Raw genomic sequence first — 15783 nt, 5'->3', positions numbered from 1 at the left:
TTTCATATTTAAGAAAATTATTGTCACAGGTTAAATAATTGCTATTGTTGGTATTTATTATTATATATAGTTAATGTATAAGTGATTCTGAACTTTCTTATTGCTTATTTTCATTGAGGATTTATTGTAAGATTAACAATTTATCTAATATAAAGATATGGTATATTGATTGTTGAATTGATATTCGATAATTTTATTGTCATATAAAATTATAAATAACTGGTTTTTTTTATTTGCTTATTATTTTTAATTTGCTTTTATAACATGAGTTTTTGAATTAGTTAATTAGAACGAAGTGTAAGATAAAGTGTGTGTGTTTATAAGATATTTGCTTAATTATTATGTATATAAATATTAGATTATATAAGTCATTTGTAATGTGTGTGTGTTATTTTACAGTGCTATTGATAGAGCGAATTTGTATTATATAGTAATTATTTGTATTATATAGTAATGAGATGTGATAAATTGTTTCAAATAGCTTAGGGGATTATAATTTTCATGATAGAAATGATGCGTAAAGCTTCTCGTACTTGGGTTGCAAAAATTTTTCTTGTTATCTTGATTGCTCCTTTTTTTGTATGGGGCTTGTCTAGCATTTTTTCTTTTTATAAGAGATCAGAAACAGTTGTCTCTGTTGGAAAACAGAAAGTATCTTTTGATCTATTCGTTGATAGGTTGAAGAAGACATTATACATTTTATCACAACAATATGGATATGATATATCTGTCGCAGATCTTATATCTATGGAAATAGATCAACAAGTTATTCAGCAACTCATAATTGAGTGCGCTATAAATCAGTTTAATGAAGATATAGGTTTTATAACTCCCTTAAAACACGCGTTTGATATAATTCAAGGATATCCAGCCTTCCATGGAGAAGATGGAAAATATAGTCATGACTTATTTTTAGATATGATAAAAAAATCAATGATTAGTGAAAGAGATTTCGTTGATTCCTTTAGAAAAATGATATCCCGTGATAGTTTGTTGCAAATGATTTCAGAGAGTATTTACCTTCCTAGTATAATGCTTGATCAGATTAAACGACAACTTTTTGAAAAAAGAGATATAGATTATTTAATTATCAATAGAAGCGATATGCCTGTTCCTGCTGATCCGTCAGAAGAAGTTCTCAAAGCATGGTTTGATAAGTTTGAGAAGAATTATATTGCTCCTGAATATAGGAAAATATCTTATATGATGATCAATATTAATGATAAGTTAAATAAAGTTAATCTTTCAGATAATGATTTGCGTGTAGAATACGAGAAAGTAAAGTCTCGTTATTCTGTTCCAGAAACTCGCAAATATGATCAATTGTTCTTTTTAGATGAAAATGAGGCAAATGAAGCTTTTAAATCATTGCAAAAAGGTAAATCTTTTGAGCAATTAGCTAATCAAAAAGGGAAAACCGCTAGTGACATGCTAGTAGGAACTTTTTCTAAAGAAAATGTTCCTGATAATAAATTGGCGGATTCAATTTTCTCTGTTGCTAAAAAAGGCGGATATACAGGTGTTATCAAGGGATCTTATGGATTTGTTATTGTTCGTGTGAGTGAGATAAATCCTTCTTATGTTAAATCATTCAATGATGTAAAAGAAACTCTGGAAAAAGAAGTCCGTTATTCACGTGCGTCTCAGATGATGTCAGATGATATTAAAAAACAGCAGTCTATGATATCTTCTGGCAGTAGTATTGTAGATCTTGCTAAGATGGAAAATGTTTCAATTACAGATCTTCCTTTACTTAGTGAATCAGCGGAAGATATGCTGGGAGTAAAGTTCAATTTAGATGTTCCCAATATGGTATTAAATTTTGCTTTTTCATTGAGAGATGGTGCTAATAAAACTCAGCTCATTAGATTGGATAATGGGAGCTATGTTTGGATTAATGTAAAAGATATTGTTGCTTCTCGTAATAAGAAATTAAGTGAAGTGATAGAACAAGTTAAAAAAGATTGGAAAATTGCTAAACAGAAGGAAGAACTATCTCTCAAAGCTAATAAATTGATTAATTATAATAAAAAATTAGGGGATATAGGATTTAAACTAAATAAAAAAATCTTAAGTATTAATGGTATTAGTCGTTTTCCTTTTATTCCATCTGATGTTTCTAAGCGTGATATTTTAGGAGAAGATGGAGTATCTGAAGTATTTTCTGGACCTATAGGAATAACTAGGGTTATTCCTATTAAGAATGGAGAACAAAATATTATTTTCACAGTTAAGACTTCTAAAGTTGTTGTTGATAATGGAGAAAGAGGCAAAAAAATATTTGATCATTATCAAAAGATGTTTAGAGCTGATACTATTCTTGAGTTTGTTGTTGGAATTAAAAACAATTATCCTGTTTATGTTAATGAAGGAAAAATCAAAAAATATTTGGATAGTTTTTTAAAAAACTAAAATTAATTTTTTAGTGACATTATGACGACTAGTTTTCTAAATCCCAGCCATAAATATGACTGGGATTTTTTATATTTTTAAATAAGGGAATTGTATTTTAATTTATCATAATTATTTTAAGATGTTTTATTATTATATACTTCAGTATAAATATGATTTATCATTATCAATAATTGTATTATTTTATAAATAAATTATTTCTATAAATATTCCGTAATTTAATGATTATTATCAAATTATATTTTTATTTTTTAGATATTTCCAATTAACATCTAAATTATCATTTATGTTGTCAACAAATATAAAGTTATAAACTGTGATCAAAATAAGTAATATTTATAAGCAAATCTATTATTATGATTATCTTTGATTATAGGAATTAATCTTAAAGTAAATCTTTAAGATTAATTGTTATGGAAAATATATATACTGGACAACAATTATTCCTGATCATAAATTAATCAACTAACTTTTTTATTGCTAAAGTTTATAATATTTTTGTTTAAATAGATAAATTGTAATTTATATTATCACTTAATATATATAAATATTATTTTTTAATTTATAAATTAAAAGTTGTTTTTTACTCTTTTTATTAATATATTGTAAATCATTGATATAGGTTATATAATCTCTTTAATATAACCTTATTATATATCATAATTTGATCTTTTTAATAAAACATCACATATAAAATTATTGATTTTAAGTTATGAAATTGATTTTCTTATTAGTTTTGATATTACAATTAACAAAGGAGAGATATTATGTCTTTTGAAAATTGGTTGTCCTTTTTGTTATTTGCTTTTATAATAACCTCACTTCCTGGTCCTGGATGTATTTTAACAATTAATCATTCTATACAGCACGGATGGAAGCCAACTCTGATGTTGATACTTGGTCAAGAATTAGCAGTATTTACTTTGATGTTTTTGGTCAATATAGGCCTAAAATCAGTCTTTGATTTTACTACTGTTATGTTAATTGTTAAAATATTGGGCTCCATTTGGTTAGTATATACTGCTTGGAATGTGTTGAATTCTCCCGTTTTTGATATTTCTATTGATTCTATCCCTAAAACCAGTAATTTATCTCGCTTTTTACTAGGTTTCATAACAGATATTACTAATGTAAAGGCAATTGCGTTATTTGTATCAATGCTTCCAGCTTATCTTGATAACAGATATCCCATGTGTCCACAAATAACCATTACAACTATGACAATGGTTGCGATGGATACTATGGTTCTTTTATTTTATTCTGCTATATCTAGTCGTTTGAGATTAATATTTAGATCTTCTAATTTTGTAAAAATGCAGAATAGAATTTTCGCCGTTGCATTGCTAATAATTGCTATAAAAGTTATCTTATAGAGTAATATAAATGATTATTGAATTTTCACATTTGATAATCATTTATAATCAATAGTTATATTTATACTATTATAATCTGTATTCATTCGATATTTTAAACCATAATGTATTATATAGTGTTATATAATATAGTTATATATAGTTATATTATTAATTCATTTATTACGTATGCTGTTGTATTTCATTAATAAGATATTTTTTGAGGTAGATTATAATTGTTAAAGAAAAAAAATTAATATTTTCTACTGAAACTCCTGATCAAGATTCTGCTATTTGTGCAATGAATGAAGAGGCTTTTGGTCCTGGTCGTTTTGTTAGAGCAGCTGTATTATTGCGTGAGACAGGAAAGCATGATATCAACTCCTCTTTTTGTTGTAGAAATGATGAAGAGATTATTGGATCAGTTCGTATGACTCCTATTTATATAGGTATAGTCAAAGGATATCTTCTGGGATCTATAGTTGTTCGTCCATCATATAAAAATAAAGGAATTGGAAGAAAATTAATACAGATGGCTATTGATGCTGCGAAATCTAAAGGATCTGACGTAGTTATATTAGTTGGTGATTTTTCTTATTATAGTAGATTAGGATTTAAAAGTGTCCCATGGAAAGCTATTATATTTCCTGCTCCCATCGATCCGCAGAGAGTTATGTTTTTCCCAATAGTTGATAATATTGTTGAAAAGCTAAAAGGTAAAATTTTATTTGATTCATCACAATAAAATATAATTATAATATTTTAATTATAATAAGTACTTTTAAGTTATAAGTATATTCTTTTGTATTTATTTTATAAATTTATAACATATGAGAATAGGGTGGTAGATATAAATTAAACATTAATTCTTATTAATACATTTTTTTAAGATAATTTATTTATTTAGATTATAAATATCTGACCTATTATTTATATTTATATACTCAGTTGTATTATACAAAATATTTTAATAAATACCGATAAATATTTATTAATAAGATTATATCATTTAAATACCATTTAATTTTATAATTTACCTTCATTATTATAGATCAATATAATTATATTTATTATCTTTTACAAAATCTAATTTTCTCAATAGAAATAACAGAAAGTATACTTAAAACTGATATTACAAAAAATCCTATGGTTATTGGATAAGTTGTTCCGTTAAATGATTGTCCTATAATAGTTCCAACAATTGTGCTAATTACTGTGTTTATAAAACCAAATACAGATGATGCTGTACCAGCAAGATTAGAAAAAGGCTCCATAGATATGCTGCTGCAATTAGAATTAATTAATCCAAATTGAAAAGATGACAAGAAAAAAAAGAAAATAAATAAAAAGATACTTATGGACTCTCCATTGTTTATTTGAAATGCAAGCCATATTCCTGTGATTATAAGTAGTGATAAAAGCGAATAATGTGATACAATTCTTACTCCGAATTTATCTACTAGACTAGAATTAACAAAAGAAGAGATAGACATCGCCACTCCACCTATTGCAAAAGCAATGGGAAACCAGTGGCCAAGATTATACACTTCAGTATAGATTTGCTGTGAAGAATTTACAAATCCTAAAACAGCACCCATTGTTAAGCTATTTGCAATATTATAATATATCGCAGTTTTATTTTTAAATATGAGAGAAAAGCTATGTTTTACCAAGCTGAAGCTTAAAGGACGAACATCTCGAGGATCAAGCGTTTCTGGCATACGTATATAATACCAAAGTGTAATCATTGTAGTTCCTATACCCATGCAAGTAAATATTCCTATCCAATCGCCTGAAAAGAACATTATAATTTGACCTATGCTTGGAGCTATAATCGGTATAATCATAAAAATCATCATGGCAATAGATAATACTTTTGCCATTTTTTTCCCATCATAAATATCACGTACAATTGAAATCGTGATTATACGAGGAGCTGCTCCTCCTATGCCTTGTATAAATCTAACAAAAAGCATTTCAGAAAATGAGCTTACAAATAATACCGCTATTGTAGATACTATATATACAATTAGTCCGCATATCATTACTATCTTGCGACCAAAACGATCTGATAACGGTCCATAGAAAATTTGTGCAATTCCATAACCAATAAGATAAAAAGATATTAGATGTTGTCTGTGGTTTTCATTTTCAATCCCCAAGAATTTACTAATTTGTGGCAAGCATGGAAGTATTATGTCTATCCCAAGAGAGTTGATAGCCATCAACATTGCTATTATTATTACAAATTCTCTATGGCTAACATTTACATTTTTTAGTTTTAGGGTAGGTTGATATCTCACGATAGGAATCTTTCAAAACTAATAGTTGCGTATAAAAAATAATGTAATAACTAATACATAATTTTACAAATAGTATTTTCATCGGTGTATATGATTCTAATCATACAATGGATAATATATTTTTATTTACTTTAGAATTTTCTGAATTTCTCCTGATTGAAACATTTCACATATAATATCGCAACCACCGATAAATTCACCTTTTACATATAATTGAGGAATAGTTGGCCATTGTGAGTATTCTTTAATGCCCTGACGAAGATTTTCATCTTCAAGAACGTTTATTCCTTTGTATATTACATCAAGAGAATCAAGAATTTGTACTACTTTTCCGGAAAATCCACATTGCGGATATTCTGGAGATCCTTTCATAAATAATACTACATCATTTTTCTTAATTTCCTCTTGTATATAAGAATTAACTATATCAATCATATATATCAACACTCCCATATAAATCTTAGCATTTAATTAAATTGTTATGATAAAAACAAACGAACATATCATCTATCATTTACATTATCAGATGTTGGAACTGAAGTTTTAATCGCAAGAGCATGAAGATCATTTCCCATTTTACCTTTTAATGCGGTATAAACCATCTGATGTTGCTGAACACGATTTTTACCATAAAATTTATCAGAAATAATTTCTGCGGAATAATGATTTCCGTCTCCTGCTAAATCGTGGATAGTAACCTTTGAACCAGGTATTCCTTGCCTGATCATTCTTTCTATTTCCTGTAAGTCCATCGACATTTTATTGCCTCTACAATCTTAGTTTATCTTAATATCTTTTAATTCATAAACTCAGGTAACCATGATTCATATTTTTTTTGTAACATATATACAGGAATATTCAATACATCATTAATAAGGAATTTATTGCCTGATATTTCACCTAAATAGCGAATAGGAATATTATCTTCATAAGATTTATGTGTTATTACATCGCGCATTTCTCTAGATATACAAACTACATAACGAGATTGGTCTTCTCCAAAAAGAAATGCTGTTAAATCTTGAGTTTCAGGTATAGAAATTTTCATTCCTTTTCCAGAAGATATAATCATTTCAGCCAAAGAAATGATTAATCCTCCTGTCGAAATATCGTGACAAGCTGTAATTTGTTTATTGCGTATCATTGAAAGTACAAATTCTCCATGATTTTTTTCAATATTACAATCAACTTTAGGAGGAGGGCCGATATTTGCAGATGTGCATTCAAGACTGTATGTTGAGCAGTCAAGATGCGATCCATCATTCCCAATCATATAAACGAGATCACCTTCCTTAGCACTTCCAATTCGCATCATCAGTGATAAATCTGGAATTATGCCAACGCCAGCAATTGTGGGAGTAGGAAATATAGGCCTACCATCTGTTTCGTTATAAAATGATACATTGCCTGAAACAATGGGAAAATCCAAAATTTGACAAGCTTCACGAATACCTTTTATGGATAAAACAAATTGACCCATTACTTCTTCTTTTTCAGGATTTCCAAAATTTAGATTATCTGTTATTGCTATTGGATTTGCGCCAGTAGATATAATATTACGCCAGCATTCAGCAACAGCTTGCTTACTTCCTTCAAATGGATCAGATTTAACATATCTAGGATTTACATCCGAAGAAAAAGCTAATGCTTTCTTATCATTCCCATCAACTCTAATAACTCCTGCATCACCACCTGGAAGTTGTATAGAATTATTTTGGATAATAGTATCATACTGTTCATATATCCATCTTTTAGAAGATATGTTAGGAGAAGATAATAGCTTTAGAAGTATGGATGAATAGTTTTCATTTGAATGAAATATTTTAGGATCAGAAGGATAAATAAGAGGTGGTTCACTCCAACATCTATCATACTCTGGAGATTCATCGCTTAGAGCTTTTATGGGTATATTAGCCATTTCTTCATTATGATGAATAACGCGAAATAATTTATCATCTGTTGTGATACCAATTATTGCGAAATCAAGGCCCCACTTTTGAAAAATATTTTCTGCTTCCTTTTTTTTTTCTGGGTTTAGAATCATCAGCATGCGCTCTTGACTTTCCGAAAGCATCATTTCATAGGCTGACATTCCTTCTTCACATGTTGGTACTTTATCAAGATCTAGTTTAATTCCAAGATTTCCTTGGGCACCCATCTCTACTGCTGAACATGTTAATCCTGCTGCTCCCATATCTTGAATTGCAATAACAGCTCCTGATTTCATTAGTTCCATACAAGCTTCTAATAAACATTTTCCTGTAAATGGATCGCCTACTTGTACAGTGGGAAGTTTTGCTTCTATATTTGCATCAAATTCTTCCGAAGCCATAGAAGCGCCGCCAATACCATCTCTACCTGTTTTAGCTCCTAAATATACGATAGGCAGTCCAATCCCTTGTGCTTTTGAAGAAAAAATTGCATTCTTTTTAGCAATTCCTGCGGCAAATACATTGACTATGATATTACCATTATAACAATCATTAAATTCAACTTCTCCTCCTAGCATTGGAACCCCAAAAGAATTGCCGTAACCTGCAATGCCTGATGTTACTCCTGAGAGTAGATGTTTGGTATTAGGATGATCGATAGATCCAAAGCGCAGAGAATTCATTAAGGCTACTGGTCGAGCTCCCATTGTAAAGATATCTCTTAGTATGCCGCCAACACCTGTTGCAGCTCCTTGATATGGTTCTATATACGATGGATGATTATGGCTTTCCATTTTAAATACTAGGCAATCACCATCTCCGATATCAATAACTCCAGCATTTTCTCCTGGTCCTTGAATAACATTCTTTCCAGTAGTTGGTAGAGTTCTTAGCCATTTTTTTGAAGATTTATACGAGCAATGTTCATTCCACATTGCCGATATAATTCCTATTTCTGTCAATGTAGGTTCTCGTTTCATAATTTTAAAAACTCTATCTTGATCACTCTGAGTAAGACCATGCTTAGTAAGCAATTCAATTATATAAAGTGATTTAGTAGACATTAATTATTACTTAACCTATGTTGAGAAGAGTAAATACTTAAACAGAAACTATAAATATTATATTAGACATTTATAAATTGATATCTCGGCATAACTTTAATATAGTATAATTCACGAAATACTCGACGATTGTTAGACAACAAAATATTTTGTATTCATATGATAAGACAAATTATACATCATATACAATATATATTATTTGTAGTTTCTAAAAACATTTCGAATGCATATATTTTATATTGCTATAAAAAATCTTAAAAACTACTGTTATTTTTTATAAAGGATTAGATTTAGTTAGTCGCTATAATAACAATTTTAATTTTGATGAATTATTCAGTTGATTAGAGATGTAAATATACCACGCCCATCCGTTCCTCCATGGATATCTTCTATTATGTTTTCAGGATGAGGCATCATTCCTAATACATTTCCTTGACGATTGATAATGCCTGCAATGTCGTTTATTGATCCATTAGGATTTGTATCAGAGGAATAGCGAAATATAATCTGATTATTGTTTTCTAATTCTTCTAGTCCTACTGAATCAATGAAATAATTTCCATCGTGATGAGCAACGGGATATTTTAAAATCTGATTATCTCGATAAGATTTTGTAAATGCTGTCTTAGAATTAGCCACTGATATTGAAACGTGTTTACAAGTAAATTTCAATGAAGCATTTCTCATTAATACACCAGGGAGCAAATTTAGTTCTAAAAGAATTTGAAATCCATTACATATTCCAAGAACTTTTACTCCTTCTTGAGCTTTTTTTTTAACAATTTGCATGACAGGAGTACGTGCTGCAATTGCTCCGCAACGCAAATAATCCCCATAAGAAAAACCGCCTGGTATAATAATTAAGTCAACATCAGGTATGTTTTTATCTGTTTGCCATATCAAACTAGGAGTGATGCCGATTACCTTTTCAACAGCCATAACCATATCCTTATCTCGATTTAGACCTGGTATCTGTACTATGGCAACTTTCATCAATATATTCCGAATTTACCTTGGAAATGGTTTTTAATACAACATCAAATAATAAAAATACAAAAACCTCAATGTAATCTAAAAAGTAATATAATCACTATAAAATAGATAAAAATAATACATCATATATTACTTAAAATTTACTGATTTTTGATGCGGATATCGTAATCTTCTATCACTAGATTAGCAAGAAGATTTTTGCATATGGTTTCAAGTTCTTTTAGAGCTGCGTCGTAATCTGTTTCTTTTATCTCTATATCAAATATTTTTCCTTGACGAATCTGATTAATGTTATGAAATCCTATATTGGAAAGAGCTACTTTTAACGCTTTCCCTTGAGGATCAAGAACGTCTTTTTTCAGTTTAACGATGACGCTAGCCTTTATCACAAATTAATTCTCCTGTTTTATTTTCTAATTGGCGTTATAGTTGTTTCGATTGTTTCTGGATCATTTCTTTTAAATATACCTAAACGACGTGCAATTTCATTATAATCCTTTAATGATTGATAATTTTGAATAAATAATTTGTTATTATATTTTGCTTGTTTTTCAATATGCCATAATCGACAGCAGTCTGGAAAAATTTCACTTGCAATGATGATACGAACTGTATCTCCGTCCATTATGCGTCCGAACTCAATGCTAAAGTCCACAAGATGAATTCCTATTCCCAAAAATAGGCCTGTCATGAAATCATTTATTCTAATTACCAATGACGTTATATCTTCAAGCTCAGAATGATTTAACCAATTAAAAGCGGTTATATGCTCTTCAGATACTAATGTATCATTCATAGAATCGTATTTATAATAAAATTCAACAATCGATCTTGGAAGGCTTAGTCCCTCTTTAATTCTTAGTCTTTTAGACAAAGATCCCGCAGCGGTATTCCTTATAACAACTCTTAAAGGAATATTTTCAGATTCTCTTATTAATTGTTCTCTTACGTTTAATCTGCGAATAAAATGGCTATGTATGCCAATTTTATTTAATTGAATGAATATATGTTCAGATATTTTATTATTTAATATTCCTTTTCCATTTATAATAATGAACTTATGTTCATCCTCTGTAATATCATCGTCTTTGAAATATTGGATAAGGGTTCCAGGTTCAGGTCCTTCATAAATAATTTTAGCTTTTATCTCATGAATAGGATTTCGTTGTTTCATAAATCCTCTCCTTAATTATAATATTATCTGAGATATATCTTTGATATAAATCCTTGCTATCATAGCTTAATATTATAATACATACAAATATATTGATAGTTAATTCATTTCGAAGACACGTTTAAAAATAGTATCAACGTGTTTTGTATGATAGCTATAGTCAAATTTATCACGAATTTCCTCTTCGGATAGCACTTTAAGTATCTCAGGATCCATAAGTAATTCATCTAGAAAGCTATTTTTATTTCTCCAAATTTTCATGGCATTACGCTGAACAAGATGATATGCTTGTTCTCTCGATTGACCGGCTTGTGTTAGAGCAAGAAGGATACGCTGAGAATTAATTAATCCTCTAAGTTGTTCAAGATTATTCATCATATTTTCAGGATAAACAATTAACTCTTCTATAACATCTCTTAGTCTTATTAGTGCAAAATCAAGATGAATTGTTGCATCAGGTCCTATCACTCGTTCAACAGAAGAGTGCGATATGTCTCTCTCATGCCATAGTGCTACATTTTCCATTGCTGGTATTGAATGCGATCGAATCAATCTAGCCAATCCTGTCAAATTCTCAGTTAAAACAGGATTACGCTTATGCGGCATCGATGATGATCCTTTTTGTTCTGCATGGAAGAGCTCTTCTACTTCAAGTATTTCAGTGCGTTGAAGATGTCTAATTTCTGTAGCTAATCTTTCAATAGATGATGCGATTACCCCGATTGTTGCGAAGTACATTGCATGACGATCACGAGCAATGATTTGTGTTGAAATTGGATCAGGATTTAGGCCCATAGATTTTGCAACGTGTTGCTCAACATATGGATGTATATTTGAAAAGGTGCCAACAGCACCAGAAATTGCACAAATCGCTATATCTTCTCTAGCATTGAGAAGGCGTTTTTTTGCACGAGAAAATTCTGCATAAGCCATTGCAAGTTTAAGACCAAAAGTTGTTGGTTCAGCATGTATTCCATGGGAGCGGCCAATAGTCATCGTATATTTATGTTCGAAAGCTCGTTTTTTAAGGCTTTCTAATAATAAATCAATATCTTTTAACAAGATATCAGTAGATCGAGTAAGCTGAATACTAAAACATGTGTCAAGAACATCTGAAGAGGTCATACCTTGATGAATAAAACGCGAATCAGATCCTATGATTTCTGCAAGATGTGTTAGAAACGAAATTACGTCATGTTTTATCACTGATTCAAGTTCAGATATTCTCTCAATATCGAAATTTGCATTGCCGCCTTTTTCCCAAATATTTCGTGCCGATTCTTTAGGGATAACGCCAATTTCAGCTAATGCATCACATGCATGCGCTTCTATTTCAAACCATATTCTAAATTTTGTTTCATGTGACCATATTGATGTCATTTCTCTTCTAGAGTAGCGAGGTATCATATTTAAGCCGATCGTTGATATAAGCCATTTTTAGTTTTAATAATAGGTGAATATATACGCTATTAATTAAAAGTCTAAAAAACAAGCAATAGATATATTGTTTTAGTAAATACTTTTAATATCAAGACACTAAAATATAAAAATCTTTACATCAAGCTTATTTTTTTTGAAAACATTAATTTAATTACAGAAAGAATAGTGCAGTATTTAAATAAAATTATGATCCTATAGATTTATTATTTGATATATTTTAATGCTGATTTTTTTAATTTGTTTAAGCAATCTTCATAAGATATTTCTGATTTTCGATTAAAAATTTCCGATCCGGCTACAAAAAGATTGGCTCCCGCATTTGCTAATAATCCAATGTTTTGCAATTTAACACCGCCATCAACTTCAAGTTCTATAGATCTTCCATTTATTAGGGATCTAGCTTGTTTTATTTTTGGTATAGTGTGATCAATTAATTTCTGGCCACCAAGACCTGGATTGACCGTCATTATTATAATCATATCAATATCATCTATAATTTTTTCTAATACTGCAATTGGAGTGGCTGGATTTATTGCAACTCCTGCTTTTTTCCCCATATCTCGTATAGTTTTTAATGATTTACTTATATCTGTAGAAGCTTCCGCATGTATTGTTATTATGTCGCATCCAGCATCTACAAATTTTTGTAGATGCTGATCAACAGATGAAATCATCAGATGACAATCAAAAATAGCCGTACTATATTTTCTCAATGACTTTATAACATCCGCACCAAAAGAAATATTGGGAACAAAACAGCCATCCATAACATCAAAATGTATCTGTTGCGCACCTGCTTTGGTTATTTCGTATACCTCTTCCCCTAGTCGAGAAAAATCTGCTGCTAGGATTGATGGGACAATTTTTACTGATAAAGTCACTATGAAAACATTGTGCTTATTATATCTGAAAGACTAATTGTAATTCCGGTTATAATATAAAAAGATATCATCTTACAGTGGACTATCCATCTTTTACCAGGATATACCTTTTTATATTCTGTGTTGTATTGCTGTATCATAATATTTTACATTCATACCTTGTTATTGGTCAATTACATAAAATTTCCTATATCAAAATTCTGATTCTATAAAATTATCAGAACTCTGAGAGAGCAGGTAACAGTATTTATATTATTTGTCCAGACAAAATAAATATTAATTTATGTTAAATTTATCTATATTTTTATGATCAATAGTCTTTTTTATTTCCTAAAGAGTAAATTATTCTGATTAATTCAATGTTATGGACTAAATAATAAATATTATGATTGCATCGCTAAGTACTCAAAATATAATAGAAATTATAATATATTGCATTTTTCTATAAAGAAGAATTCTTATTTGTTAAATTTGTTAAAAATGTTTATAAGAATGTTATATTATTTTTTTATCTATCCTTTTCAAAGGATAGGATCTATTTATTATACAGGTGGATTGTGTCTTTTGATATAGATGTATTAGAATATGATGTAGTAGTTGTTGGTGCAGGGCCAGCAGGCTTAGCTGCTGCTATACGTTGCAAACAAATCAATCCTAAATTATCTGTCGTTATAATTGAAAAATCTGCAGAGGTTGGAGATCATATTCTTTCAGGTGCTATTATTGATCCAATCGGAATAGATAGATTATTACCAAGATGGCGTGAAGAAAAAGACCATCCATTTCTAACATTAGTAGAACAAGATATTTACTGTTTTTTAAATTCAAAAAAATCAATCAATCTACCAGGATTTTTTGTTCCAAATTTTATGGATAATAAGAACAATTATATTGTTTCTTTAGGTCAAGTTTGTCGTTGGTTGAAGGTTAAAGCTGAAGCAATAGGTGTAGAAATTTATTGTGGCATTACAGCAGCTGAAATTTGTTATGGAAAAAACGGTGAAGCTATTGGAATATTTACTGGAGAAAAAGGTAGAAATTATTCTGGAACATTAGGTAAAAACTATATTGCTCCAACACTATTACTAAGTAAATATATGCTAATAGGTGAGGGCGCTTGCGGTTCTATAACTCAAAAATTGATAGAACGCTATTCTTTATCTGAAGGATGTCAACCTCAGAAGTTCGGTCTTGGCGTTAAAGAATTATGGAAAGTTAATCCTAAAAACTATACGAAAGGATCTGTTCTTCACAGTTTTGGTTGGCCGCTAGATATGAAAACTTCTGGAGGTGGATTTATATATCAATTTAATCAAGATTTGGTTTCTGTGGGTTTTATACTGCATCTTGATTATCAAAATCCTTGGTTATCTGCTTATGATGAATTACAACGTTTTAAGACACATCCTAATATTAAGTCTATATTTGATGGTGGAGAGCGTATTGAATATGGAGCGCGCCTTATAAGTGAAGGAGGGTGGCAGTCAGTGCCCAAGCTTTCTTTTCCTGGAGGCAGCCTAATTGGATGTTCAGCTGGTTTCGTAAATCTAGTTCGTATTAAAGGCTCTCATAATGCTGTTTTATCAGGAATTCTTGCTGCAGAAAAAATTGTAGATCGCTTGTCTAATGGATATAAAAATGATGATCCAATTGAAATTGAAAGTAGTTGGCGCAATACATGCATAGGTAAGGATTTATGGATTGTAAGGAATTTTAAGCCTTTATTATCTCGTTTTGGTATATTGATCGGATTATCTTTAGGATTTATTGATATTTGGTTTCAAAGAATTTTAGGTTTTTCTTTTTTAGGTACTTTAAAACATTATAAATTAGACCATGCTTCTCTAGATTCTGCCGATAAACATAAAAGAATAAATTATCCAAAATATGATGGTAAATTAACATTTGATATTAGCTCTTCCCTTTTATTGTCTAAGGTCAGATATTCTGAAGATCAGCCAAATCACATTATTGTTAAAGATAAAGTTTTACAAGAAAAATCAGAACTAGGTGTATATTCCGGTCCTTCAATGCGCTATTGCCCAGCAGGAGTATATGAATGGCATGAGCATAACGGTGAGTATAAATATATTATACATTCACAGAATTGTATTCATTGCAAAACATGTGTAGTAAAAGATCCTAATCGTAATATTGAATGGAAACCTCCGCAAGGAGATGATGGTCCTTGTTATTATGAAATGTAACAATATTTATTAGTTATAATTTCTTA

The 15783-nt window shown here is 29.7% G+C and carries 13 protein-coding genes; 4 read left to right on the top strand and 9 right to left on the bottom strand.

Annotated features, from left to right (window positions below):
• The first annotated feature begins 501 nt into the window (after window positions 1–501).
• The 3 genes from LAM_RS03945 (at window position 502) to LAM_RS03935 (ending at window position 4509) form a co-directional block, all read left to right on the top strand.
• Window positions 502–2412: a SurA N-terminal domain-containing protein gene (locus LAM_RS03945; RefSeq protein ID WP_007557424.1), complete on the top strand. Its 1911-nt coding sequence runs from the start codon at window positions 502–504 to the stop codon at window positions 2410–2412.
• 767 nt (window positions 2413–3179) lie between these two features.
• The gene (locus LAM_RS03940; protein WP_007557425.1) at window positions 3180–3785 is read left to right on the top strand and encodes a LysE family translocator; all 606 of its coding nucleotides are present in this window, start codon (window positions 3180–3182) and stop codon (window positions 3783–3785) included.
• A gap of 280 nt (window positions 3786–4065) precedes the next feature.
• Window positions 4066–4509 carry a GNAT family N-acetyltransferase gene (locus tag LAM_RS03935; protein WP_007557426.1) on the top strand — a complete coding sequence of 148 codons (444 nt, stop codon included), beginning with the start codon at window positions 4066–4068 and terminating at the stop codon, window positions 4507–4509.
• A gap of 325 nt (window positions 4510–4834) precedes the next feature.
• Here LAM_RS03935 and LAM_RS03930 read toward each other — a convergent pair whose 3' ends face one another.
• From LAM_RS03930 to rpe, 9 genes are all read right to left on the bottom strand, one after another.
• A complete protein-coding gene (locus tag LAM_RS03930) occupies window positions 4835–6067 on the bottom strand; it encodes a multidrug effflux MFS transporter (protein WP_007557427.1) in 1233 nt (410 codons plus the stop codon).
• A gap of 126 nt (window positions 6068–6193) precedes the next feature.
• Window positions 6194–6502, bottom strand: a complete 309-nt coding sequence (grxD, locus tag LAM_RS03925) for a Grx4 family monothiol glutaredoxin (RefSeq protein ID WP_007557428.1) — start codon at window positions 6500–6502, stop codon at window positions 6194–6196.
• Window positions 6503–6570: 68 nt separating this feature from the next.
• On the bottom strand, window positions 6571–6825 hold the full coding sequence (locus LAM_RS03920) for a BolA family protein (protein WP_023466359.1): 255 nt from the start codon (window positions 6823–6825) through the stop codon (window positions 6571–6573).
• Between the two features lie 38 nt (window positions 6826–6863).
• Window positions 6864–9062: a phosphoribosylformylglycinamidine synthase subunit PurL gene (gene purL, locus LAM_RS03915; protein WP_007557430.1), complete on the bottom strand. Its 2199-nt coding sequence runs from the start codon at window positions 9060–9062 to the stop codon at window positions 6864–6866.
• Window positions 9063–9395: 333 nt separating this feature from the next.
• Window positions 9396–10055, bottom strand: a complete 660-nt coding sequence (gene purQ / locus LAM_RS03910) for a phosphoribosylformylglycinamidine synthase subunit PurQ (protein WP_007557431.1) — start codon at window positions 10053–10055, stop codon at window positions 9396–9398.
• A 140-nt stretch (window positions 10056–10195) separates the two neighbouring features.
• Window positions 10196–10444, bottom strand: a complete 249-nt coding sequence (gene purS, locus LAM_RS03905) for a phosphoribosylformylglycinamidine synthase subunit PurS (protein ID WP_007557433.1) — start codon at window positions 10442–10444, stop codon at window positions 10196–10198.
• A gap of 17 nt (window positions 10445–10461) precedes the next feature.
• Entirely contained in the window at window positions 10462–11229 is a 768-nt protein-coding gene (locus tag LAM_RS03900; protein ID WP_007557434.1) for a phosphoribosylaminoimidazolesuccinocarboxamide synthase, read from the bottom strand.
• 99 nt (window positions 11230–11328) lie between these two features.
• Window positions 11329–12636, bottom strand: coding sequence for an adenylosuccinate lyase (gene purB / locus LAM_RS03895; protein WP_007557435.1), 1308 nt, complete (start codon window positions 12634–12636; stop codon window positions 11329–11331).
• 236 nt (window positions 12637–12872) lie between these two features.
• Complete coding sequence (gene rpe, locus LAM_RS03890; protein ID WP_007557436.1) at window positions 12873–13550, bottom strand: ribulose-phosphate 3-epimerase; 678 nt, start codon at window positions 13548–13550, stop codon at window positions 12873–12875.
• Between the two features lie 557 nt (window positions 13551–14107).
• Between rpe and LAM_RS03885 the strand changes: the two genes are divergently transcribed.
• Window positions 14108–15757, top strand: coding sequence for an electron transfer flavoprotein-ubiquinone oxidoreductase (locus LAM_RS03885; protein WP_007557437.1), 1650 nt, complete (start codon window positions 14108–14110; stop codon window positions 15755–15757).
• The last annotated feature ends 26 nt before the right edge of the window (window positions 15758–15783 follow it).

Origin of the sequence: Candidatus Liberibacter americanus str. Sao Paulo (assembly GCF_000496595.1) — a bacterium.
In the GTDB taxonomy this organism is placed as follows: domain Bacteria; phylum Pseudomonadota; class Alphaproteobacteria; order Rhizobiales; family Rhizobiaceae; genus Liberibacter; species Liberibacter americanus.
This window is presented reverse-complemented; position numbering and strand designations above follow the sequence as displayed.